Below are 22,529 nucleotides of genomic sequence, written 5' to 3' on the forward strand. Positions count from 1 at the left end.
CAGGGCTGATTGCTTGCGGCCTGCGGGCCGCCGCCCTGTTCTCATCCGCACCATCTAGCCGCAAAAAAGGCACCAGCCTAAGCTGATGCCTTTTGTTGGCGGAGATGGTGGGATTCGAACCCACGTGCCCGATTAAGGACAAAACGATTTCGAGTTTTTCCTGCTTCATGGTACTTGGTGGAAGATAGAGGGAATTAGCCCACTTTGCCAGAAGATACGAACCATCGAATTTACGCTCAAAATTTCATCAAGATCCCAAATCACTAGGCTCTGTGCGGATTTGAACCCACTTTCCAAAACGCAGAAAAATCAGCCGTTTGGAGAGAATTGGGAGAGATTTTATGCCCGTTGGAGAGAACGGGCGAGAGAGATTCCGGGAGCCAAAATCCATCCATACAATATGTTGCCTTCTGACGCTGACCAAATCAAAGCAGCAAAGGATGGATGAATATGAGAACGCTGTTAGAGTGCTATAAAATTCTCGAAGAATACCCCAACGGAATGACGAAAGACCAGTTCTACCGTGTTGCCCGCATCAACAAGCAACACGCAAAGTACCTTCTGGATTTCGGTCTCGTTCCGTGTATCAATACAGGAAAGAAAACACGCAAATACCATATTGCGACCCACGATGTGATCACCTACTTGTGTGACCGTGAAGATCATCCCGAAAAGTATAAAGTGCCAACGGGCTTTTATATCGGAAAGAACGGCTGCTCCAAACGGCACCCGGACAAGTCTGCCGCAGAGATTATACGCTTCAATTTTACAGAGCCGGAAAAAACAGGGCTGTATACCATGTGGGAAAAGCTCACGGTTGGATATGATGATCTGCTGACCACCCCGGAAGTTTCGGAACTGACCGGCTACTCTGCACAAAGCATCCAGCGATGGTGCAATCAGAAGATCCTTGTAGGATTCAAAATTCGTGGTACATTGACGATTCCTCGGCTGGCAGTCGTTGAGTTTATGTCCGGCGACCGTGCAACGGGTATTGTCCGAAAATCCTCAAAGCACCTTGACCTGCTCCGCACTTATGCACAGGACTGCCACGAGGGTGCAATGACCATTACATACTAAACAGACAGGACTGCTCCACAACGAAATGTATGTGAGGCAGTCCTTTTTGCTTAGATGCAAAGATTATTCTTTCGGTAATTATTCTTAGTAGAATAACTACTTGAAACAGAAGGAGGGAAGTTTTCCACATGAAGGAGCACTCACAGTTGAAAATCCGAGGTCACACCAAATGATGCTGGACTACTTTTATGGTCAGTCGGGCGAATTGTTCTCCTATTTCCGCATCCCCAAGGCACTGTTCCAAGACCACCGTTTCCGGCAGATCTCCACCGATGCCCGGACGCTGTACGGCATTCTGCTGGACCGCATGAGCCTGTCCGCAAAAAACGGCTGGCTGGACGAGCAGGGACGGGTGTATATCATTTACACCGTCCGGGAAGTGCAGGAATCTCTCTGCTGCGCCGAACACAAGGCGGTCAAGCTGTTCCGGGAACTGGAGGACATCGACCTCATCGAGCGCAAACGCCGTGGTCTGGGCAGACCCAGCCTGATCTACGTCAAGGACTTTTCGTCTGGACTGCCAAAAGCGCAAGTACAGAATTGCCCAAACAGCAATTCTGGTGCTGTCGAAAGCGCAATTCTGGAGCAGTCAAAACCGCAAGCAAATAAGACTGATAAGAATAAGACAGAGTGGAACGATCCTGACCCTATCTATTCCGGGGGCATCCGGGAGCAGCTTGAGGATTATTTTTATCAGGCGTTAGAGGTAGAACTCCTGCTCCGGCTCTGCCCGGATGATGAGGACACCATCTACCAGATCGTAGACCTGCTTGTGGACACCTGTTCCACCAAACGCAAGATGTTGCGGATCGCCGGAGACGATAAGCCCACCGAGGTGGTACACAGTCGGCTGAAAAAACTGAATGCCGACCACATCCGTTTTGTGCTGGATTCTCTGGCAGAAAACACCGCCCCGGTGCGAAACATGAAGCAGTATCTGCTGGCGATGCTCTACAATGCGCCCACCACCATGAACCTCTACTATCAGAACAAGACGAACCACGACTTTGCGCGCGGTTCACCGAAAGCGGGGTGATGTTATCGCAAAGAAAGCTACGATTATCGCAGTCACCAATCAAAAAGGCGGCACCGGCAAGACCACCACCTGTGAAAATCTGGGCATCGGGCTGGCAATGGAGGGCAAGAAAGTCCTGTTGGTGGACACCGACCCGCAGGGGTCTTTGACCATCAGCATGGGCTGGCAGCAGCCCGATGAACTGCCCACTACCCTCTCTACCCTGATGCAAAAAGCCATGAACGACCAGCCCATTCAGCCCGGTGAGGGCGTTCTGCACCATGCAGAGGGCGTTGACCTGATTCCGGCAAACATCGAACTTGCAGGGCTGGAAGTTTCCCTTGTCAACTGCATGAACCGGGAAAAGATGCTCAAACAGGTGTTGGAGGGTGCAAAGCACGACTACGATTTCATTCTGCTGGATTGCACCCCTTCCCTTGGGATGCTGACCGTCAATGCACTGGCAGCAGCAGACACCACCTTGATTCCCGTGCAGGCGCAGTACCTGTCTGCGAAGGGCTTGGAACAGCTTTTGCAGACCGTGCAGAAGGTTCGGCGGCAGATCAACCCGAAACTAAAAATTGAGGGCATTCTGCTGACTATGACGGACAACCGCACCAACTACGGGCAGCAGATCGACAATTTGATTCGAGGTGCCTACGGCAGCAAAATCAAAGTGTTCGACCAGACCATTCCCCGCTCCGTTCGTGCGGCTGAAATCAGTGCGGCAGGCAAAAGCATCTTTGCCTATGACCCCAAAGGCAAGGTGGCAGAAGCCTACAAATCTCTGACGAAGACTAACTATTAAAAGTCAAGCCCTAAAATAAAAAAATCCGCCAACCATCCGCTGCCCATGACAAACATCATTCAAATGCTGGCCTTGGAGTAGCGAGGGTGACGGAGAGAACAGCAAAGCAAGCCCAGCCAACCCTCGCAAAAACAGAATAGCATTTGAATGCTTCGGTTTGTCAAGGGTTCGCTGCGCCAGCTAAGTTGTTCTTAGGTTTAACTCAAGCTCTGGAGAAAATCAAGTGATGGCAAGATATGCTTTACCGGACTTCTGCAAAGCGTAAATAAGTCGTACGAGTTTCTTTGTGGCATGAGATAGGGCAACATTGTAGTGCTTGCCTTCAGCTTGCTTTTTGGTAAGGTATTCAGTAAAAACAGGATTCCAGTAACAGACGTATTTGGTTGCAGTGTAAAGAGCGTATCGAAGATAACGAGAGCCACGCTTTTCCATGTGTGCATAGCAGTTTGTGAGTTTTCCTGACTGGTATGTGGACGGAGAACATCCGGCATAAGCCAAAACTTTATCAGGAGAGTTGAAATTTGAAAAATCCCCCACCTCTGCAAGAATCATCGCAGCAGAATAAAATCCCATTCCGGGAATCGAAAGGATTGGCGGTTTCAATTCATCCATGATTTTCCGAATGGCATCTTCTATTTCGTTGATTTCGGAGGTGAGTTCTTGAATGAGCTTAATGGTGTGCTTTAATTCCAAAGACTTAGCAGGCATAACAGAACCAATGGATGTTCTGGCTGCATCTCGGATATGAGTAGCTCGGTCTTTTCGGTAATGGCCTCTGGATGTTGTCACGAGGATGTTAGCCAATCTGGTCAGATGAGCTTCTGAAATCTGCTTTGCACCGGGATATTCACTGAGAAGAGCATAGATTGAAGTGCCGTGGATAGACGAAACAAGCTGTTCTAATTCTGGAAACAGGATCGTAACCAATCTGGACACCGACTGCTTTAGTTTGGCGCGTTCCTGAACTTTATCAAATCGGTATCTCGTGAGTGACTTTAGTTCTTCGTTGTGATATGCTGTATCTGTGTAGGACTTGAGGTCTACATCGGACAATAGCATAGTTGCAATCGTTTTTGCATCCACACGATCGGTTTTAGTTTTGCGAAGACTGAGGCTCTTTCGATACAGGTTGGTATGCAAGGGATTCATGACATAGACGGGCAGGTCGTTGTCAAGAAGAAACCCAAGGATATTGCAGCTGTAATGTCCGGTAGCCTCAAGCCCTACTTTTATTTTGTCTGATTTTTGAGTACAGTCTTTAATCGTTTGCAGCAGCCTTTTAAACCCATCTAGGTTGTTGGGGATGGTAAAGCAGTCAGCGAGGGTTGTTCCTTCTGAATCAAGGATGCAGCAGTCATGCTTATCTTTGGCAACGTCAATTCCAACACAGATCACTTTTGATACCTCCGCTATAGTATTTAATGCTGCTTAGGACCACAGACTTCTTTGCAGTTGTAACCTCGTTCTAAATAAACCGTCTGGCGGTATCTAACTGATTAACATTTCAACAAAGAAGCTGTGGTTGGAGCCTTTGTCAAACCGTCTTTGCGGTAGGAGGTGTTCACCAATCCACAGCATCCTATACAGTGTAGCATACCGCTGGAGAGCGGTCTATAAATACTACTCTTTTATAATACGAGGAGGTGATGGCGAATGCCGAAAGGCAGCTTAAACATGTCGCTGAAAGGGGCAGATGACATTTTCTCCACCGAGGAATCCCGGCAGGAGCAGCAGCGTGAGCAGGTGCAGCAAATCCCTATCGGTGAACTGCATCCGTTCACCAACCATCCTTTCAAGGTCGTGGATGATGAAGCCATGACCCGGACGGTAGAAAGTATCGCTCAGTTTGGTGTGCTGGCTCCGCTTATCGCAAGGCCGCGCCCAGATGGTGATGGTTATGAAATCATTTCCGGGCACCGCCGTCAGTTCGCCGCAAAGATGGCCGGACTGGAAACCCTGCCGGTCATTGTGCGCCAGATGGACGATGATGCTGCCACCATTTTGATGGTCGATTCCAATTTACAGCGAGAACACATTTCGCCTAGCGAAAGGGCTTTTGCGTACAAAATGAAGTTGGATGCCATGAAAAGAACTGCTGGTAGGCCATCAAAAGAAAATTCCCGACAAGTTGTCGGGAATTTTGAAACAGCCGATCTTATTGGTAAAGAAAGCGGTGAAAGTGGCAGACAAGTCCAACGATTTATTCGTTTGACGAACCTCATTCCTGAACTGCTGAATATGGTAGATGAGAAAAAAGTATCATTTAATCCTGCGGTGGAACTGTCTTATCTCTCTACTGAACAGCAGCAGGAGATGATAAATGCCATGGACGATACGCAAAATGCGCCCTCATTCTCACAAGCAAAGCGCATAAAAAAGTTGGCACAGGAGGGCAATTTCACATCAGAAGCCGTAGTTGATATTATGGGGGAAGAAAAGAAAAGCGAGTTGGATACCGTGACCATCAAAAACGAGATCCTGCGGAAGTATTTCCCACGCAGCTACACTCCCAAACAGATGGAGGAGAAGATCATCCAGCTTTTGGATGCGTGGCAACGCAAACAGCAGCGGCAGAACGAACGCTGACTTATACCGTAACGAAAGACCCGATGAGGTCTTTTTCTTTTGCAATCAAAAGGAGAAAAGCCTATGAAAAACAACGCTACCCGTACCATCCGCTCCGAAGAGATCACCATTGATGTGCGTATCTGCGCTGCGCTGGCAGCAAACCGGGGCGGTGAGGTCTACCTCGCAGCCATTGCCCCGGATATGGAACTGACCGTCATCACGCTGGACGAGGCTCCCGACATTCTGCCCTGCTTTGAGGAGGACGATGCCTGCCTGAACCTTCCCAACACCTCGCTGCTGCTCTGCTACAACCCGGCGCAGGTGCTGAAGATGGGAGGCAAGCACTACCTGACCGGCCCGGTGATTCTGGTCCGCACCAACATGGATGGCGAGGTCATCTCGCTGACCATTGATGAGGTCTACCTGTTCCAGAAGTATCTGGAAAGCCACAGCATCACCCTGATGGCAGACGACCAGAAGCTGCCCTGCATCTGCATCGACTGAGGTGTGCCATGCTGAACTTTTTTATCGGTTTCGCATTTTTTGAAGCCGGCGCTTTTTTCGGCTTCTTCGTGGCAGCTCTGTTGAACGCCGCCCATGCCGGGCAGGAGGATGACCATGAAGAAATTTGAAGTGGAGATCACGGAGACCCTTCAGCGCACCGTGACCGTAGAAGCCGCTTCGCAGGAAGAAGCGGAGCGTATGGTTGACCGTGGATGGCGCGATGGAGATTACGTCCTCACCGATGAGGATTATGTGGGGGTCGATTTCAAAACGACCGGTGAGCACGAACTTTCGGAAAAGAAGATGCTGGACGTTCTTCTCGTGAAGCCCAATGAGCATCCCCGAAACGTCAGCATCGGCGCAGAACTCGAAGATTTGCAACAGGCGGTGGGCGGCTCCATCGGCGCAAGCTACCCCTTTGCCGATGACCCGGTTGCCATCGTTTACAACGACGACGGCAAGCTCATGGGTCTGCCGTTGAACCGTGCCCTGCGGGATGAAAACGGGCAGATGTACGATGCCGTTGCCGGGACTTTTCTGGTGGTGGGTCTGGGCGAGGAGGATTTTGCATCCCTGCCCCCGGAGATGGCGCAGAAGTACGAGCAGCTTTTTCATCAGCCGGAAGCCTTTCTGAAGCTGGGCAACCGTCTGCTGGTGCTGCCGGTGCCTGATGAATCTCCGGCAGAAAAGCCCCGCACCAAGCCTCCGGCAGAGCATGACCGCTAAAATCCCCCTGCTGCACGGGAGGTGATGGCAGTGCAGGAAGAAATCGAACAGAAAACATTCAACATTATGATCTCCACCACAAAGCTGTCCGCCCGGACCGTCCTGCGGGCAGTAAAAGCGGCGTTTCGGCTGTACCAGTCCAAAGCATCCCAAGGCAAGCAAAGCGTCCGCACCCTGTTGCGGCAAAACCGGGGCGTGTCCAGCGTGGAGATCAGCAAGACCGGCATCCGTGGTCTGGAACGTTATGCCAAAAAGTACGGCATCGACTATGCCATCCGCAAGGACACCTCCGAGGTGCCGCCCCGGTATCTGGTCTTTTTCAAAGCACCGGACGCAGAAGCATTCAACTCGGCGTTCAAAGAGTATTCGGCATCCCTGCTGAATAAGGACAAACGCCCCTCGGTGCTGGCACGATTGCAGGAACTGGTGCAGGCGGCGGCAGAACTCCCCGGAAAAGTCCGGCACAAGGAACAGGAGCGTGGACTGTGACCACGAAAAAGCTGACAAAGCTGCTGGCGCTGTACCTGCCCTATATTTTGCTGGGGCTGGTGGCAACCAACTTTGGCGAAGCGTGGCGACTTGCCGAGGGCAAAGAACGGGGCGATAAGATTATGTCCATGATGGGTACGATCCCGGTGGCATTTGCAAACCCTCTGCCCAGCCTGTATCCGCTTGATTTGCTGGTGGGTTTGTGCTGCGGCGCAGGGTTACGGCTGGCGGTCTATTTGCGTGGAAAAAACGCCAAGAAGTACCGTCACGGCATGGAGTACGGCTCTGCCCGGTGGAGTGCATAATTTTAAGTGTAAATGACACATACATGGACGCACAGGAGGTTATGCACATGACTGATTATAGCAAAATTACAGCCCTTTACTCCCGCCTTTCCGTGGGCGACGAGGACAGGGACGGCGGCGAGAGCAACAGCATACAGAACCAAAAAATATTTTTGGAGAACTATGCCAGAGGACAGCACCTAACCAATATCCGGCACTACATCGACGATGACGAAAGCGGCAGGTTTTTTGACCGTTCCGCCTACTCCCGCATGATGGACGATGTGGAAAACGGGAAAATCGGTGTCTGCATTATGAAAGACCTCACCCGCTGGGGGCGCGACTATCTCCAAGTCGGCAACGCGATGGAGATATTCAGACGGAACAATGTGCGCTTTATCGCGGTCAACAACGGCATTGACAGCGAGAAGCCCGACACATTGGAGTTTGCGCCCTTTATCAATATCATGTCGGAATGGTACGCAAAGGACATCAGCAAGAAAGTGAAAACGGGCATTAAGACCAAAGGCATGAGTGGAAAGCCGATTGTCACCGAAGCCCCTTACGGCTATGTCAAAGACCCGGACAACAAGGATTTTTGGATAATCGACGAAGAAGCCGCCGAGGTTGTCCGTTTGATTTTCCGTCTGTTTATCGGCGGGAAAAACCGCAACCAAATCGCCGTATATCTGACACAGGAGCAAATCCCAACCCCCACTTTCTACATGAAAGACCGCGGGCGGGGAACCTGTAAAAATAAGACGCTCAACGAGGATAACCGCTACAAGTGGAACAAAGTCACCTTGACCAATATCCTCACACGGCAGGAGTATTGCGGCGATGTGGTCAACTTCAAGACTACAAAGCATTTCCGGGATAAACATAACCACTATGTAGACCGGAGCCAGTGGCACATCACAGAAAATGTGCATGAGCCGATTATCAGCCGCAGCGATTTTGAAACCGTGCAGCGGATTTTGGAAAACGCACCCGTCAGACGCCCCAACGGGGACGGGGAAATCCACCCTCTGTCCGGCTTGCTTTTCTGTAAAGACTGCGGCGCAAAAATGCACATTCGTATAGATTACCGGAACGGCGGCAAGCGGCATGTTGCTTTTTGCAGCGAGTACCACAAGGGGAAAGCCAAGAACCCCAAATGCCATTCCCCGCACATTATGGACGCGGATTTGCTCATGCAGACCGTCGCGGAAGTGCTGAAGAAAATCGAGGACTATTCCATCAGCAACCGGGCGGAGTTTGAAGCCTTAGTGAAAAAGAACCTTGCCATGCAGCAGACTGACCAGACCAAGAAGCAGCAGAAGCGTATTCCGCAAATCACGACGCGCCTTGAACAGATTGACAAGGTGATGAATAAGCTCTACGAGGACAACGCCCTCGGCACGATCCCGCAAGACCGCTATGAGCAGATGTCGCAGAAGTATTCGGAAGAATACTATGCGCTGAAAGCGGAGCTTGCCACGCTCCAAGAGCAGCTGTCCGCTTATGAGAACGCGGGAGGACGGGCGCAGAAGTTTTTGAAGCTGGCGGAACGCCATGCTGCCTTTACCGAGCTTACCCCCGCCATTCTCAACGAGTTTATCAGCCGGATTGAAGTGCATGAGCGCGACCAGAAAAGGGCGAGATACGCAATCCAGCACATCAGCATATATTTCAATTATATCGGCAAGTTTGAGAATGAAGTGACACAGCTTGCAGAACCGACCGAGCAGGAAATCCGGCAAATGCGGGAGGAAATCGAGGAAGCCAAAAAGGAAAAGAGCCGCGCCTACCACCGCAACTATTCAAGGGAATACCGGGCGAGAAACCTTGAAAAGCAGCGGGAGTATGACCGCATGAAAGCGCGGGAATACCGGGCAAGGCGAAAGGCGCAGGCAGCCGCCGCACAGCCCGCACAGTAAAACAGAATAACCGTCAACCAAGAGGGATTTTCCGAACTACGGGAAATCCCTCTTTTGCGCCCAAAGAAAGGAGCCGCCTATGGCAGAACAGACCCCCGACAGTATCATCACGACCCAGAGGAACGGGCAGACCATTGTTGCGGAGTTATTTTTCAATCACAGCAGCACAGAAACATTCCGCGACAAGCTGCTCAAACTGGTACTTGCCGACAGTTCGCGTTTATCCGCGTCTGACGGTCAAGAGCCGGAAAAAACAGAAATCTTGCGATAACAGCCGCCCTGACGATACACTCCCCGTCCAGGCGGTTTCTATTTGAAAATCCTCATTTTCCCCAAGTCAAGAGCCGGGAAAAACACCCGAAAAATGCCCCTATTGCGTAACAGGGGCGCAGAAAGGAGAGTTTATGAGAACAGGGCTTACGAAGCGGGAAAAGACCACCGATATTTGGTTTGACGAGAAAGACCCCCTTATCCATATCCGCACCCACAACACCGACTTAAAGAAGCGGCTTGCCGCCTACGCCGGACAGCACCCCGACCAGTGCCGCCAGACTGACGCAGACCCGGACACGGGCTGCATGGAGTTTGAAATCCGCAAGGGGCGGTTCTCTTTCCGTCTGACCGCCCCATACAGCGAGAAACGCCGGGAAGCGGCGCGGCAATATGCCAGAGAAAATAATGCCGCTGACAGGTTGAAATGAGGTAGACTTGTTCACAGTTTTGTGCTATACTTTAGCCAAGCAATGGAGCGACAAATCGGAAGTTGAAGGTGTGATTAATGAAAATTGTTGAAGTTAAAGAGAATAAAAAACAATATCTGGATTTGCTCCTATTAGCAGATGAGCAGGAAGATATGGTTGACCGTTATCTTGATAAAGGCAAGATGTATGTACTTGATGACATTGGGGCAAAGTGCGAGTGTGTCATAACCGATGAAGGAAATGGCATACTTGAAATCAAGAATATTGCTACAGTTCCAGAATATCAAGGCAAAGGCTATGCAAGAGCCTTAATTGAGTTTGTTATTAATAATTACAGGGGAAAGTACTCAATTCTGCAAGTGGGAACAGGAGATAGTCCGCTTTCAATCCCGTTTTATGAAAAGTGTGGGTTTGTCCGTTCGCATATCATACCAAATTTCTTTACAGATAATTACGACCATCCAATATATGAGGATGGAGTACAGTTAGTGGATATGGTGTATCTGCAAAGGCAGTTATAAAGAAACTTCCAGTTTATCGGGCAGATAACGCCTACTCAATAACAGAATACACCAACTGAGAGCAGCTATTTTCGTACAGAAAACGGCTGCTCTTTTCTTTTAGCCATGAGCAGAAAGGAGCGACCAACCATGACAAAACCGAGAGAGAAAACCCGCGAAGAACTGCAAGCCGAGATCGAGGACGGGAAGAAGAAAATCCGGCAGTTTGAGAACCGAGAAAAGATGTTGCGTCAGAAGCTATCCAAAGAGGAACGCAGAACGCGCAGCCACCGCCTTATTGTCCGGGGCGCGGTCTTTGAAAGCGTTGTGCCGGAAGCAAAGAACATGACCGACGAGGAAGCCACAGCACTTCTCCGGCTTGCCTTGACGAGTGAACCAGCGCGGGAATATCTGAAAAAACGAGCCGAGGGAGCGACAAGCTGAAAATCCCTTAGGAACTAAGGGCGCACTTATACACCCTTACGGGCGTGTGCGCTCTGCCGAGGGCTTGTCTCCGCACAGGGAGATTTCCCCGCGCTCCGATATGGCGGCTTTGCCGCAACAAGGGGCTGCACCCCTTGCGCCGCTTCGCGGCTATCCCTACACACCCACAAAAACAGTACACCCGCCTTTGGCGTCTGTACCATTTTTGAGGGTTTTATTATCCTATCCGGGAGGTGATACCCATAGCCATTTACCATTGGAACATCGGCATTGTGAGCCGAGGAAAAGGCAAATCAGCCGTTGCCGCTGCTGCCTACCGAAGCGGCGAAAAGCTGACAAACGAATGGGACGGAATGACCCATGACTACACTCGCAAAGGCGGCGTTGTCCATACAGAAATCATACTGCCACCCCACGCGCCACCCTCATTCTCTGACCGTTCAACCTTGTGGAACAGCGTGGAGCTTTACGAGAAAGCCGGGAACGCCCAGCTTGCGCGTGAGATTGACGCAGCGCTCCCCATAGAATTATCCAGAGAGGAACAGATCCGGCTTGTCCGGGAATACTGTTCCTCTCAATTTGTTTCTAAGGGAATGTGTGTGGATTTTGTTATCCACGACACCAACAGCGGCAACCCCCATTGTCATATCATGCTGACTATGCGACCACTTGACGAGCGCGGCGCATGGGCGGCGAAATCCAAAAAGGAATATGACCTTGATGAAAACGGCGAGCGTATCCGCTTGCCAAGCGGCAGATACAAGACGCACAAAATTGACCTTACAGGCTGGAACGACAAGGACAACACCCTCTTGTGGCGCAAGGCGTGGGCTGACTATACCAACGACTTTTTGGAGAGGAACGGAAGCCCGGAGCGTATCGACCACCGCAGCAACGCCGAGAGAGGAATTGACGAGCTGCCCACCGTCCACATGGGCGTGGCGGCTTGCCAGATGGAGAAGAAAGGTGTAGCCACCGAGAAAGGCGAACTGAACCGCAGTATTCAAAAGACAAACCGCCTTATCCGGGAAATCCGGGCGCAGATTGGGAAGCTCAAAGAATGGATTGCCGACCTGTTCAAAGCGCGGGAAACCGCCCCGGAGCCGCCGCCGCAATCTCCCAACCTTGCAAATCTGCTGATGAAGTATTTGAGCGTTCAGAGAGAAAAGAGCCGGAAGTATTCGCAAAGTTGGCAGCACCAACACGCAGCCGATGAATTGAAAACCATAGCGGCGGCGGTCAACTATCTTTCCGAGCATGGTATCTCTAATCTTGATGAGCTTGACGCTTCCCTTTCCTCTGTCAGTGATAGAGCCTATTCAATCCGGGAGGGAATGAAAACCGCCGAGCAGCGCATGAAAGAACTGCAAAAACTCATGGAGCAAGGCAGAAATTATCAGACCTACAAGCCCATACAGGACGAGTATCGGCAAATCCGCTGGAAAGGAAAACAGGAGAAGTTTGCGGAAGCCCGCCGCGCCGAGCTTACCCTATGGGACGCGGCAAACCGCTATCTCCATGCAAATCTGCCGAAAGGAACAAAGACCTTGCCTATTGCGGAATGGGAACAGGAATATGCTGACCTCAAAACACAAAGGGACAGCGATTATACCAAACTGAAAGAAACCCGCGCCGAGGTTGCCGAGCTTCAAAAAATCCGCAGGTGTGTGGATATTGCACTCCGCGCCGACCAGCCGGAACAGACACAGAACCGCACCAAGCGGCATGAACAGGAGCGATAAAGGAAAGGACGGGCAAGCGGTTTTGCCTGTCCGTCCTAAATGTTTTCCGATAAAATGGACGCTATTGATTCCTAATATTAAAACCAACTTGCTCTTTCGTCCCTAAATTCGGGCAGGTCACTATGCTCATAAGGATTATAATTATTCAAATTGCAGCCAAACTCTTTCAATGATTTTATTTTATTATCCTTTGTCCATTCAACCAGGGAAATTCCATCAAATTCCTCTATGCTCCCATTGTTCATTTCATTTTTGAAATACCACTCCACAATCGTCTGATTTCCTTTGTGGAAAAATTGTTTGATTTCCCAAGCAACGACTTTGCCACGAGTATTCCATTCCTGAAACCAGTGTTTTACGATTTGACGGTTATTATATTTTGGACCCCAACTTTCAGTATAAATTACATCTTCTGCAAAAATATTATCAATACCTAAATCCTGTTTTGTAAGCCACATTTCAAACCATAAGTGAATATTTTTTTCTCTTTCATTCACAATCCAGCACCTCACTAACTTCCGATTTTTCGGTTTCATTCTACATCAAAACTATGAACAATTCAACCACAGAAAGAGAGGTATCAGCCATGTATTACACCCAAGAACAGATAGACCACGCCAACCAAGCCGACCTTGTTTCTTTCCTGCAATCACAGGGCGAGCAGCTTACCCGCGCCGGGAACGAGTACCGCTGGAAACGGCACGACAGCTTGACCGTCCGGGGAAACAAATGGTACAGGCACAGCCAGAGCAAGGGCGGCGGCCCCGTTGACTTCCTCATGGAGTTTTTCGGAAAGAGCTTTACCGAAGCCGTTGAACTTCTCACAGGAGAGAAAGGCGCAGCCCCACCGCCGGACAGCCCCGCGCCCCTCTCCGACTTCCGATTGCCGCCCCGCAGCCCCACCGCCGAACAAGTGAAAAGGTATCTTACCGAAGCCCGCCGCATTGATGAAGATGTGACGGGCTTTTTCATTTCCAGCGGCGATATTTACGAGGAAGCCGCCCATCACAACGCCGTATTCGTCGGCAGAGATGAAAGCGGCATACCGAGATACGCCCACCAGCGCGGCACAGCCGGGAGCTTCCGGCTTGATGTGAAAGGCAGCGACAAAGCCTTTAACTTCTGCTACCGGGGCGAGGGCGAAAGGCTGTTTGTCTTTGAAGCACCGATTGACCTTTTATCTTTCCTCTGCCTGTTCAAAAAGGAATGGCAGAAACAAAGCTACCTTGCACTGGGCGGCGTGGGAGAAAAAGCCCTGCTGCGTTTCCTCTCTGACCGTCCGAACATCAAGACCGTTTACCTCTGCCTTGACAGCGACCAAGCCGGAAACGACGCTTGCAGCCGCCTTGTGGAGCTTATGCCGGAGGGCTTGACCGTCCACCGTCTTATTCCCCTTTTCAAAGATTGGAACGAGGTGCAGACGCGCCGGGGAGAAATCGCGGACGGGAAGTATATCCGGGAAGCGATTTACGGCTTGAAAGAGCCGCCGCAGGAAGAAACCGTTGAGATTATCCGTATGAGCGAGGTGGACACACAGACCGTTGAATGGCTATGGGAGCCGTATATTCCCTTTGGGAAAGTAACCATTGTGCAAGGCAATCCCGGCGAGGGCAAGACCACCTTTGCCCTACGCCTTGCCGCCGCCTGCACCACCGGGCGGGAGCTTCCGAACATGAAGCCCCTGCCGCCGTTCAATGTGATTTACCAGACCGCCGAGGACGGGCTGGGCGATACCGTCAAGCCCCGCTTGATGGAAGCAGAAGCCGACCTTGACCGCGTACTTGTGATTGATGAAGCCAAGCGGGAGCTTACCCTCTCCGACGAGCGCATAGAAAAGGCAATCACGCAGAACGGGGCGCGTCTGATTATCCTTGACCCCATACAGGCGTACATGGGCGAAAAGACCGACATGAACCGGGCAAACGAAGTGCGCCCCATGTTCCGCCGCCTTGCCGATGTTGCCGAGCGTACCGGGTGCGCCGTTATCCTTATCGGACATCTCAACAAAGCTGCTGGAGGGCAGAGCGCATACCGGGGCTTAGGTTCTATCGACTTCCGCGCCGCAGCAAGGAGCGTCCTGCTGATCGGGCGCGTGAAGCGAGAACCGAATGTGCGCGTTATCGTCCATGACAAATCTTCCCTTGCGCCGGAGGGCAAGCCCGTTGCCTTTTGCCTTGACCCGGAAACGGGCTTTTCGTGGATAGGCGAATACGACATCACCGCCGACGAGCTGCTGTCCGGCGCGGGCGGCAACACCGCCACCAAGACCGAACAGGCGGAACGGCTGATACTTGACCTGCTTGCAGACGGGAAAGAGCTTGCCAGTGAGGACATTGTAAAAGCCGCAGCCGAAGCCGGAATATCCGAAAGGACGGTACAGAACGCCAAGCGCAACATGGGCGGCATTTTAGGCGCAAGGCGTGTCGGCGGTCAATGGTACAACTTCATCAAGAAGAAGCAGCCACCCGAACCCGCAAGCTGAAAGTGCAAAACGCAGACCCTTTGCGCTTTGCACTTTCGCACTTTCACGATAATTTGCGTCAATAACTCAAAAAAGCACTTGACAAAACGCTTCATGGGGTACGCCCAAGGACATTGAACCGTTCATGGCACCCAAGTTTGCCGACAACATCATCCTGACCAAAACGGAACGGCTGATGATGAGCAATCGTCCACCTGACCCCAAGAACGCCCGGAACAAAAACGTGCTGGTGGTCGGCGGCTCCGGCTCTGGCAAAACGAGATTTTGGCTGAAACCGAACCTCCTGCAATGCCATAGTTCCTATGTCGTAACCGATCCGAAAGGTACAATCGTGCTTGAATGTGGGCAGGCCATGCTGAAAAATGGTTATAAGGTAAAAGTTCTGAACACCATCAACTTCAAAAAGTCGATGCACTACAACCCCTTCGCCTATGTCCACAGCGAAAAGGACATTCTGAAACTGGTCACGACCCTGATGACCAACACCAAGGGCGAAGGGTCCGGCGGGGACCCTTTCTGGGAAAAAAGTGAACGTCTTTTGCTGACTGCGCTTATCGCCTATCTGTATTATGAAGCCCCGGTGGCGGAGCAGAATTTTGCAACACTGTTGGAAATGCTGAACACCATGCAGGTGCTGGAGGATGACGAGGAATACCAGAACCCGGTGGATCTGCTGTTTGAAGAACTGGCAAAAAAGAAACCCAACAGCTTTGCCGGACGGCAGTACAAACTTTACAAGCTGGCTGCAGGCAAGACCGCAAAATCCATCCTGATTTCCTGCGGTGCCCGGCTTGCGCCCTTTGACATCCAAGAACTGCGTGATCTCACCATGTACGATGAGCTGCAACTGGACACGCTGGGCGATAAGAAAACTGCGTTGTTCCTCATCATGTCGGACACGGATTCCACCTTCAACTTCCTTATCAGCATGATCTACACCCAGCTTTTCAATTTGCTGTGCGACAAAGCAGATGATGTGTACGGCGGTAAGCTGCCCGTCCATGTGCGGTGCCTGATCGATGAGTGCGCCAACATCGGGCAGATTCCGCAGCTGGAAAAGCTGGTGGCGACCATCCGCAGCCGTGAGATCTCTGCCTGCCTTGTTTTGCAGGCGAGAAGCCAGTTGAAAGCCATCTACAAGGACAATGCGGACACTATCGTGGGCAACATGGACAGCCAGATTTTCCTCGGCGGCAGCGAACCTACCACCCTGAAAGACCTGTCGGAGATGCTGGGCAAGGAGACCATCGACGCATTCAACACCTCGGACACCCGTGGCAACAGCCCCAGCTACGGCACCACCTTCCAAAAGATGGGGCACGAATTATTGAGCCGGGATGAACTGGCGGTGCTGGACGGCGGCAAGTGCATCCTGCAACTGCGGGGTGTACGCCCATTTTTGAGCGACAAATACGACCTGACCCAGCACCCCAACTACAAGTTGACCTCGGACTACGACTCCAAAAACACCTTCGATATAGAAAAATATCTGAACCGAAAAGAAAAAATCAATCCCAATGATGAATTTGTTGTGGTGGATGCTGATTCGCTCCCGTCTGCCTGACCCGGTAGGCGGTTTTATTTTTGACCGGAGAGGTACACCAGCAAGTCCACTTCCGCCGCAGTTCGTGGCTCAAAAATATACAATTTCAGGTGTGTACGGACGGTCTACAATTTTTTCAAAATAAAGGAGAAACGACTATGGAATTCTTTAACTCTGCTATCGAAGTTCTTCAGACTCTGGTTGTCGCTCTGGGTGCCGGTCTCGGCGTTTGGGGTGCTGTCAACCTGCTGGAAGGTTACGGCAACGACAACCCCGGCTCTAATGCTCATGTGCGGTAAAGAAGCACAAAAACAAAACAGGTACAGACAGTCGCCCCGCGCTATTCCGTAAAGCAAGGGCATAGAAAAGACCGACCGCTTTTCACTCAAAAATCATTAGAACATATAGAAAACTTTACAATTATGTACTATAATGCTGTATGTTGGAAGGGAGACAAATACAAATTTGCGGAGGCACAAGAAAATGGGTTTTAGGCAGGCTATTGTTGCGGATTTAGATGTAATAGAAAGAGGGTATATAGAACATTTTGCCCATGAGAAAAAATATGGTGCTTACACCGTTTTTAGGGAAGGGATTTATCCCACAAGAAAAGTTGCAGAAACAGCTTTACAGAATAACGCTTTGTATGTTTATGAGGAAAATGGCATTGTATTGGGTAGTGTTATTTTAGACGGACAACAGCCAGAGGAATATAGAAAAATTGAATGGCCCAGTAACGCCCCAGATGAGAAAGTGACGGTTATTCATTTGTTAATGGTGCGGCCAAGTGCGGCTGGAAAAGGTATTGGATCGCTTATTGTGAATGATGCTATGGAGCTTGCAAAGCAACAAGCCTGTGTTGCTGTTAGACTTGATACTGGAGAGCAAAATGTTCCTGCTGCTTCTTTATACAAAAAGTTGGGATTTCATTTAGTATCCACTTCACAGATGAAAGTCGGAGGCATGATTTCACATAACAGGCATCTCTTTTTTGAAAAGATGGTATGACGATTTACGCTTTGATGAATCGGGTAAACTGGAATTTGAGGTTAAGATATGATTAAGGTAATGACAATAAATGATTACGAGGAACTTTTTGAACTGTGGCAAAACACAGCTAATATGGGGTTGCGTAGCTTGGATGATTCTAAAGAAGGTATCTCTTGTTTTCTAAAACGAAATCCAAATACAAACTTTGTGGTATATGAAGACGGGCAATTAGTAGGTGCGATACTATGCGGACATGATGGCAGAAGGGGCTATATTTATCATACGGTTGTATTGCCTGATTATAGAAGGAGAGGTATCGCTTCAAGTTTAGTGGAATCGGCTATTGCCGCACTGCAAAAAGAAGGCATTACGAGAGTTTGTCTGAATGTAATGGAAACGAATGAGCAAGGGAAAAAATTCTGGATTAGCAAAGGCTGGGAAAAGAAGGATTTCTTAGGCTTTTACAGCAAATCAATAACCGATAAAGAGAATTTGCCTTTATTTGAAATATAAATGATGATTTAGTCCAATTCTTAAACGGTTTCTTATAGTGAAGGGAGTGATATTATGCTATGCAACATGACAATCTATTTAAGTGTAGTTCTCTGTGCAAGGTCTGGTGATTGGACGATGCTTGCGCAGAGATGAATATAATCGTCCACATTGGATTTTGCACTTATAGAGAATTTTTACGAAGTGAATCTATAAGGAGATAAATTCAATGAATAGTAATTTTAAAAGATATATCATATTTTGGCTTAGCCAGGCATTATCACAGCTTGGCAGTTCTATGACAACCTTTGCATTGATTCTGTGGACATATACGCAAAAAGGAACTGCAATGACAGTTTCGCTTATGACATTTTTTAACTATCTTCCTTACATTATCCTGAGTTTGTTTGTTGGAACTTTCGTTGATAACCATAGTAAGAAGAAGATCATGTTGGTATCGGATAGTATCGCTGCAATTTGTTCTTTGGCAATTTTTTGCTTAAACAGCGGAAATGCCTTGCAGATATGGCATATTTATTTGGTAAATATGATCATTGGTTTTATGGGTGCTTTTCAGGATCCGGCATCGGATGTTGCACTCGGAAAAGTGGTGCCGAAAGAGAAGTTGGAGCAGATAAGCGGAATGAATTCATTTTCCGATAATCTTGTTGCCGTTCTGTCCCCGGTATTTGCAGCCTTTTTATTTGCGTTTGGTGGCCTAAAACTGATTTTGATCATTGACCTGTCGAGTTTCCTGTTTGCTTTTTTGATATTGCTTTTTGTGCTGAGAATCCCTGACGATATCCCCCAGAAGGCTGAAAAGAAATCTGTCTTTATTGGGTGTAAAGAGGACCTTCAGTATCTTAAGCAGCATAATGGGATTTTCCTTGTCATTATTACAATGGCAGTGCTGAACTTTTTTTCCCGATTAACCTATGAGAATATTTTGTCACCGATGATTCTTTCGCGAAGCGCAAACGATAGCGTTACGCTCGGTATAGTAAACGCAGTAATGGGAATTGGAGGAATCATAGGCGGAATCATCGTATCTTCTGGAAAGATAAAAGCGAACAGTGCAAAAATGATTTACCTTTCAGCAATGCTGTCCTTTCTGCTGGGAGACATTATGATGGGATTGGGCAGAAACGGAATTGTCTGGTCTCTTGCTGGCTTAGCGGCAAGCTTACCGATTCCGTTTATCAATGCAGGGCAGATGGTAATTTTATATCGAAATGTTCCAGAAGATATGAAGGGAAGAATTTTTGCAGTAAGAAATGCCGTTCAGTTCAGCAGTATCCCCTTAGGAATTCTGCTTGGCGGTTTATTGGCGGATTATGTGTTTGAACCGTTCATGCTTACACAAAACCCGATTACGCAGGTTTTACATAAGCTGGTTGGTGAGGGAGCAGGAAGCGGTATGGCTGTAATGTTCTTATGTACCGGAATATTAGGCTCTTTGTTCAGCTTTGCTTTTTATCAGCGGAAGGATATTCGTAATCTATAGTGTTTGCCCCCGATTTATCGTATGCTATATAACAAAAACAGAATATCTAATACCCACGGGCGGCAGAAAGCAGGAAATCACAACATGGTTTCCTGCTTTTCTTTTTGACAGGGGAGCCTACAGCTCCCCTACGCTGGCAAAGCCAGCTACCCCTTTGTGTACTTGCCAGATGGGAACACCTCGCTGCGCGAGCCATTCCCATCCAACAAGTTTGAAAAAGGGCGTCGCCTATCATGAAGCAGTAAGTCTTTCCAAAAAAGATTTGCTGCTTTTTTCATTTTACGGTAGCAAAATCCATTTTCCCGTGTTCCTTATATGAGCTAAAAATCTAAATCCTCTTTGCTCAAACAGCCCACCGCCGCCGTAGTAGTGGTGAAAAAAGATTGCCGCGCAAGTTGGCGGATTTTCCTTTTGTGGGTTTGTGAGAAGCAAAGGACGCTGAGGACGGAGAAAGCCGCCACTTTCTTAGAGCAAGATTCTACCGCAGTACCAAAATTCGCTTATCGCTCATTTTGCCCCTGCGGGAATCTTGTTGGGGAGTGCCTTCCCCAAACCCTGCTATGCGCCCTGTCGGGCGAGAAAGGAGGTCACAGACCATGCGAAAGAAATACAATACGCCCCACCGCCGTCATGTGGTAAAGACACGCATGACCGAGGAAGAATACGCCGACTTCACCGGGCGGCTGGCGGCTTATGAAATCAGCCAGTCCGAGTTTATCCGGCAAGCCATACGGAAAGCGACCATACGCCCCATTGTCACCGTTTCCCCGGTCAATGACGGGCTGCTTGCCGCCCTCTCCAAGCTCACGGCAGAGTACGGGAAAATCGGCGGCAACTTAAACCAGATAGCCCGGAGCCTGAACGAATACGGAAGCCCCTACCGGGGGCTGGAAAAGGAAGTGCGGGGAGCCGCCGCCGACCTTGCTGCCTTGAAGTTTGAAGTCTTGCAGAAAGTAGGTGAAGCCGTTGGCAACATTCAAACATATCAGCTCTAAAAATGCCGACTACGGGGCAGCCGAGCAGTACCTTACCTTTGAGCATGACGAGTTTACCATGAAGCCCACCCTTGATGAAAACGGGCGGCTCATACCGAGGGTAGACTACCGCATATCCTCTCTGAATTGTGGCGGGGAGGATTTTGCCGTAGCCTGTATGCGCTCCAATCTCCGCTATGGCAAAAACCAAAAACGGGAAGATGTGAAGTCCCACCACTATATCATCAGCTTCGACCCACGGGACGGAACGGACAACGGCTTGACCGTTGATAAGGCACAGGAGCTGGGCGAGGAGTTCTGCAAAGAGCATTTCCCCGGACACCAAGCCTTTGTCTGCACCCACCCGGACGGGCATAACCACAGCGGCAATATCCATGTGCATATCGTCATTAACAGTCTGCGGATTGCGGAGGTTCCCATGCTGCCCCACATGGACAGGCCAGCGGACAGGAAAGCAGGCTGCAAGCACCGCTGTACGGACGCAGCTATGAACTATCTGAAAGCCGAAGTCATGGAGATGTGCCACAGCGAGGGGCTTTACCAGATAGACCTTTTGAACGGCAGCAAAGAACGCATTACCGAGCGTGAGTATTGGGCGCAGAAGAAAGGACAGGCTGCCCTTGACAGAGCCAACGCCCCTATTGCTGCGGACGGTATCGCGCCCCGGCAGACCAAGTTTGAAACGGATAAGGCGAAGCTGCGCCGGACTATCCGGGAAGCCCTTGCCGCTGCTTCCGGCTTTGATGAGTTTGCCGCCCTGCTTCTCCGGCATGGTGTGACCGTCAAGGAGAGCCGGGGGCGGCTAAGTTACCTCACGCCGGACAGGACGAAGCCAATTACCGCCCGGAAGCTGGGGGACGATTTTGACCGGGCTGCTGTCCTCTCCGTTTTGGAGCAGAACGCCGCCAGAGCCGCCGAAAAACCCGCAGCCATAGCGGAATACCCCGGCAGTATCAAAGACCGCTTACGGACGAAAAAAGAAGCGAAAAACGCCCCGAACAATGACGCTGTACAGCGCATGGTAGACATAGCCGCCAAGCGAGCCGAGGGGAAAGGACGGGGCTATGAGAAGTGGGCGACCATGCACAACCTCAAACAGATGTCGGCTACCCTCATGCTCTACCAGCAGTATGGCTTTTCTTCCCCGGACGAGCTGGACGCTGCCATTTCCGCAGCCAACACCGCCACGCAGGAGAGCCTTGCCGGACTGAAAGGGCTGGAAGCCGCTATCCGGGAGAAAAAGGAATTGCAGCGCAACCTTTTGGGCTATATCGGCACGAAGCCCGCCCGTGACGGTCTGAAAGCGCAGAAATCGGAGAAAGCCCGGAGAGCCTACCGGGAACAGCACGAAAGCGATTTTATCATAGCGGACACAGCCGCCCGTTATTTCCGGGAGCATGGAATAACCAAGCTGCCAGCCAGCAAAGCCCTGCAAAGGGAGATTGAGCAGCTTACCGTCCAGAAGAACGCCGGATATAACGACTACCGGGAGAAACGCCAGCGGGCGCAGGAGCTTCAGACAGTCAGACGCAATATCGACCAGATTTTAAGGGGCGCACCGAGCCAGCAGAAAAAGCGTGAACAGGAGCGTTAAAGACCGCCCCGAAATGATACCGAAACCCTACAAAAATACAGGTATGATATGAACCCTTACCGCAATACTCCCCGACTTCCAAACGGGGCTTACAGGGCAGAAAAAGCCCGAAAATGATACCGAGAACATACAGAAAATGCCCCCTATCC

The 22,529-nt window shown here is 50.2% G+C and carries 22 protein-coding genes and 3 pseudogenes; 23 read left to right on the forward strand and 2 right to left on the reverse strand.

Translation table 11 applies throughout. The features are described from left to right. Positions 1-450 precede the first annotated feature (450 nt). The 3 genes from ACNQFG_RS01985 to ACNQFG_RS01995 all read left to right on the forward strand — a co-directional run bounded on the left by ACNQFG_RS01985 (position 451) and on the right by ACNQFG_RS01995 (position 2,903). Positions 451-1,080 carry a helix-turn-helix domain-containing protein gene (locus ACNQFG_RS01985; RefSeq protein WP_156070813.1) on the forward strand — a complete coding sequence of 210 codons (630 nt, stop codon included), beginning with the start codon at positions 451-453 and terminating at the stop codon, positions 1,078-1,080. Positions 1,081-1,249: 169 nt separating this feature from the next. Further along, positions 1,250-2,116 carry a DUF6017 domain-containing protein gene (locus ACNQFG_RS01990; protein ID WP_423405826.1) on the forward strand — a complete coding sequence of 289 codons (867 nt, stop codon included), beginning with the start codon at positions 1,250-1,252 and terminating at the stop codon, positions 2,114-2,116. A 4-nt stretch (positions 2,117-2,120) separates the two neighbouring features. Continuing rightward, positions 2,121-2,903 carry a ParA family protein gene (locus ACNQFG_RS01995; protein ID WP_423406538.1) on the forward strand — a complete coding sequence of 261 codons (783 nt, stop codon included), beginning with the start codon at positions 2,121-2,123 and terminating at the stop codon, positions 2,901-2,903. A gap of 219 nt (positions 2,904-3,122) precedes the next feature. Here ACNQFG_RS01995 and ACNQFG_RS02000 read toward each other — a convergent pair whose 3' ends face one another. After that, a complete protein-coding gene (locus ACNQFG_RS02000; protein ID WP_156070816.1) occupies positions 3,123-4,298 on the reverse strand; it encodes an IS110 family transposase in 1,176 nt (391 codons plus the stop codon). 258 nt (positions 4,299-4,556) lie between these two features. Here ACNQFG_RS02000 and ACNQFG_RS02005 point away from each other — a divergent pair, with 258 nt between their 5' ends. From ACNQFG_RS02005 to mobQ, 12 genes and pseudogenes are all read left to right on the forward strand, one after another. Next, the gene (locus ACNQFG_RS02005) at positions 4,557-5,489 is read left to right on the forward strand and encodes a ParB/RepB/Spo0J family partition protein (RefSeq protein WP_423405827.1); all 933 of its coding nucleotides are present in this window, start codon (positions 4,557-4,559) and stop codon (positions 5,487-5,489) included. A 63-nt stretch (positions 5,490-5,552) separates the two neighbouring features. After that, on the forward strand, positions 5,553-5,975 hold the full coding sequence (locus ACNQFG_RS02010) for a hypothetical protein (RefSeq protein WP_423405828.1): 423 nt from the start codon (positions 5,553-5,555) through the stop codon (positions 5,973-5,975). A gap of 114 nt (positions 5,976-6,089) precedes the next feature. Next, positions 6,090-6,176: pseudogene (locus ACNQFG_RS02015) on the forward strand (DpnD/PcfM family protein); the annotation flags it as partial. 102 nt (positions 6,177-6,278) lie between these two features. Continuing rightward, positions 6,279-6,701: a DUF3846 domain-containing protein gene (locus ACNQFG_RS02020; RefSeq protein ID WP_423406539.1), complete on the forward strand. Its 423-nt coding sequence runs from the start codon at positions 6,279-6,281 to the stop codon at positions 6,699-6,701. A gap of 30 nt (positions 6,702-6,731) precedes the next feature. Beyond that, a complete protein-coding gene (locus tag ACNQFG_RS02025) occupies positions 6,732-7,190 on the forward strand; it encodes a PcfB family protein (protein WP_349150768.1) in 459 nt (152 codons plus the stop codon). Continuing rightward, a pseudogene (locus tag ACNQFG_RS02030) lies at positions 7,187-7,486 on the forward strand (conjugal transfer protein TraG); the annotation flags it as partial. The gene ACNQFG_RS02025 and the pseudogene ACNQFG_RS02030, both read left to right, overlap by 4 nt. 32 nt (positions 7,487-7,518) lie before the next feature. Beyond that, entirely contained in the window at positions 7,519-9,393 is a 1,875-nt protein-coding gene (locus tag ACNQFG_RS02035; RefSeq protein ID WP_423405829.1) for a recombinase family protein, read from the forward strand. 79 nt (positions 9,394-9,472) lie between these two features. Further along, positions 9,473-9,664, forward strand: a complete 192-nt coding sequence (locus ACNQFG_RS02040; RefSeq protein WP_006060444.1) for a transposon-encoded TnpW family protein — start codon at positions 9,473-9,475, stop codon at positions 9,662-9,664. A 133-nt stretch (positions 9,665-9,797) separates the two neighbouring features. Continuing rightward, complete coding sequence (locus ACNQFG_RS02045; protein ID WP_423405830.1) at positions 9,798-10,094, forward strand: hypothetical protein; 297 nt, start codon at positions 9,798-9,800, stop codon at positions 10,092-10,094. 77 nt (positions 10,095-10,171) lie between these two features. After that, positions 10,172-10,615, forward strand: a complete 444-nt coding sequence (locus ACNQFG_RS02050; protein WP_423405831.1) for a GNAT family N-acetyltransferase — start codon at positions 10,172-10,174, stop codon at positions 10,613-10,615. A 129-nt stretch (positions 10,616-10,744) separates the two neighbouring features. Continuing rightward, a complete protein-coding gene (locus tag ACNQFG_RS02055; RefSeq protein WP_417138611.1) occupies positions 10,745-11,038 on the forward strand; it encodes a DUF3847 domain-containing protein in 294 nt (97 codons plus the stop codon). 233 nt (positions 11,039-11,271) lie between these two features. Next, complete coding sequence (gene mobQ / locus ACNQFG_RS02060) at positions 11,272-12,780, forward strand: MobQ family relaxase (RefSeq protein WP_423405832.1); 1,509 nt, start codon at positions 11,272-11,274, stop codon at positions 12,778-12,780. 77 nt (positions 12,781-12,857) lie between these two features. On the opposite strand, the gene ACNQFG_RS02065 is transcribed toward mobQ, so the two are convergent. Further along, positions 12,858-13,277 (reverse strand): nuclear transport factor 2 family protein, encoded by a 420-nt coding sequence (locus ACNQFG_RS02065; RefSeq protein ID WP_055059684.1) that lies wholly within the window; start codon positions 13,275-13,277, stop codon positions 12,858-12,860. An 89-nt stretch (positions 13,278-13,366) separates the two neighbouring features. Here ACNQFG_RS02065 and ACNQFG_RS02070 point away from each other — a divergent pair, with 89 nt between their 5' ends. The 8 genes and pseudogenes from ACNQFG_RS02070 to ACNQFG_RS02105 all read left to right on the forward strand — a co-directional run bounded on the left by ACNQFG_RS02070 (position 13,367) and on the right by ACNQFG_RS02105 (position 22,380). Further along, positions 13,367-15,262 carry an AAA family ATPase gene (locus ACNQFG_RS02070; RefSeq protein ID WP_423405833.1) on the forward strand — a complete coding sequence of 632 codons (1,896 nt, stop codon included), beginning with the start codon at positions 13,367-13,369 and terminating at the stop codon, positions 15,260-15,262. 85 nt (positions 15,263-15,347) lie between these two features. Further along, positions 15,348-16,826: pseudogene (locus tag ACNQFG_RS02075) on the forward strand (VirD4-like conjugal transfer protein, CD1115 family); the annotation flags it as partial. Between the two features lie 137 nt (positions 16,827-16,963). After that, a complete protein-coding gene (locus ACNQFG_RS02080; protein WP_394803426.1) occupies positions 16,964-17,104 on the forward strand; it encodes a Maff2 family mobile element protein in 141 nt (46 codons plus the stop codon). Between the two features lie 184 nt (positions 17,105-17,288). Further along, a complete protein-coding gene (locus ACNQFG_RS02085; RefSeq protein WP_271909001.1) occupies positions 17,289-17,813 on the forward strand; it encodes a GNAT family N-acetyltransferase in 525 nt (174 codons plus the stop codon). Between the two features lie 48 nt (positions 17,814-17,861). Next, complete coding sequence (locus ACNQFG_RS02090) at positions 17,862-18,308, forward strand: GNAT family N-acetyltransferase (protein WP_271908999.1); 447 nt, start codon at positions 17,862-17,864, stop codon at positions 18,306-18,308. A gap of 208 nt (positions 18,309-18,516) precedes the next feature. Beyond that, the gene (locus ACNQFG_RS02095; RefSeq protein WP_423405834.1) at positions 18,517-19,791 is read left to right on the forward strand and encodes an MFS transporter; all 1,275 of its coding nucleotides are present in this window, start codon (positions 18,517-18,519) and stop codon (positions 19,789-19,791) included. Positions 19,792-20,387: 596 nt separating this feature from the next. Then, positions 20,388-20,786, forward strand: coding sequence for a plasmid mobilization protein (locus ACNQFG_RS02100; protein WP_423405835.1), 399 nt, complete (start codon positions 20,388-20,390; stop codon positions 20,784-20,786). Beyond that, the gene (locus ACNQFG_RS02105) at positions 20,758-22,380 is read left to right on the forward strand and encodes a relaxase/mobilization nuclease domain-containing protein (protein ID WP_423405836.1); all 1,623 of its coding nucleotides are present in this window, start codon (positions 20,758-20,760) and stop codon (positions 22,378-22,380) included. The genes ACNQFG_RS02100 and ACNQFG_RS02105 overlap by 29 nt, the downstream gene beginning before the upstream one ends. The last annotated feature ends 149 nt before the right edge of the window (positions 22,381-22,529 follow it).

Source organism: Faecalibacterium prausnitzii (assembly GCF_049532945.1).
Taxonomy (GTDB): Bacteria; Bacillota; Clostridia; order Oscillospirales; family Ruminococcaceae; genus Faecalibacterium; species Faecalibacterium prausnitzii_N.

What these genes read in the sequence shown, in the direction of transcription:
- ACNQFG_RS01985 (WP_156070813.1), top strand. Translation starts at nt 451, where the DNA reads ATGAGAACGCTGTTAGAGTGCTATAAAATTCTCGAAGAATACCCCAAC.
- ACNQFG_RS01990 (WP_423405826.1), top strand. Translation starts at nt 1,250, where the DNA reads ATGATGCTGGACTACTTTTATGGTCAGTCGGGCGAATTGTTCTCCTAT.
- ACNQFG_RS02005 (WP_423405827.1), top strand. Translation starts at nt 4,557, where the DNA reads ATGCCGAAAGGCAGCTTAAACATGTCGCTGAAAGGGGCAGATGACATT.
- ACNQFG_RS02010 (WP_423405828.1), top strand. Translation starts at nt 5,553, where the DNA reads ATGAAAAACAACGCTACCCGTACCATCCGCTCCGAAGAGATCACCATT.
- ACNQFG_RS02020 (WP_423406539.1), top strand. Translation starts at nt 6,279, where the DNA reads ATGCTGGACGTTCTTCTCGTGAAGCCCAATGAGCATCCCCGAAACGTC.
- ACNQFG_RS02035 (WP_423405829.1), top strand. Translation starts at nt 7,519, where the DNA reads ATGGACGCACAGGAGGTTATGCACATGACTGATTATAGCAAAATTACA.
- ACNQFG_RS02040 (WP_006060444.1), top strand. Translation starts at nt 9,473, where the DNA reads ATGGCAGAACAGACCCCCGACAGTATCATCACGACCCAGAGGAACGGG.
- ACNQFG_RS02045 (WP_423405830.1), top strand. Translation starts at nt 9,798, where the DNA reads ATGAGAACAGGGCTTACGAAGCGGGAAAAGACCACCGATATTTGGTTT.
- ACNQFG_RS02050 (WP_423405831.1), top strand. Translation starts at nt 10,172, where the DNA reads ATGAAAATTGTTGAAGTTAAAGAGAATAAAAAACAATATCTGGATTTG.
- ACNQFG_RS02055 (WP_417138611.1), top strand. Translation starts at nt 10,745, where the DNA reads ATGACAAAACCGAGAGAGAAAACCCGCGAAGAACTGCAAGCCGAGATC.
- ACNQFG_RS02070 (WP_423405833.1), top strand. Translation starts at nt 13,367, where the DNA reads ATGTATTACACCCAAGAACAGATAGACCACGCCAACCAAGCCGACCTT.
- ACNQFG_RS02080 (WP_394803426.1), top strand. Translation starts at nt 16,964, where the DNA reads ATGGAATTCTTTAACTCTGCTATCGAAGTTCTTCAGACTCTGGTTGTC.
- ACNQFG_RS02085 (WP_271909001.1), top strand. Translation starts at nt 17,289, where the DNA reads ATGGGTTTTAGGCAGGCTATTGTTGCGGATTTAGATGTAATAGAAAGA.
- ACNQFG_RS02090 (WP_271908999.1), top strand. Translation starts at nt 17,862, where the DNA reads ATGATTAAGGTAATGACAATAAATGATTACGAGGAACTTTTTGAACTG.
- ACNQFG_RS02095 (WP_423405834.1), top strand. Translation starts at nt 18,517, where the DNA reads ATGAATAGTAATTTTAAAAGATATATCATATTTTGGCTTAGCCAGGCA.
- ACNQFG_RS02100 (WP_423405835.1), top strand. Translation starts at nt 20,388, where the DNA reads ATGCGAAAGAAATACAATACGCCCCACCGCCGTCATGTGGTAAAGACA.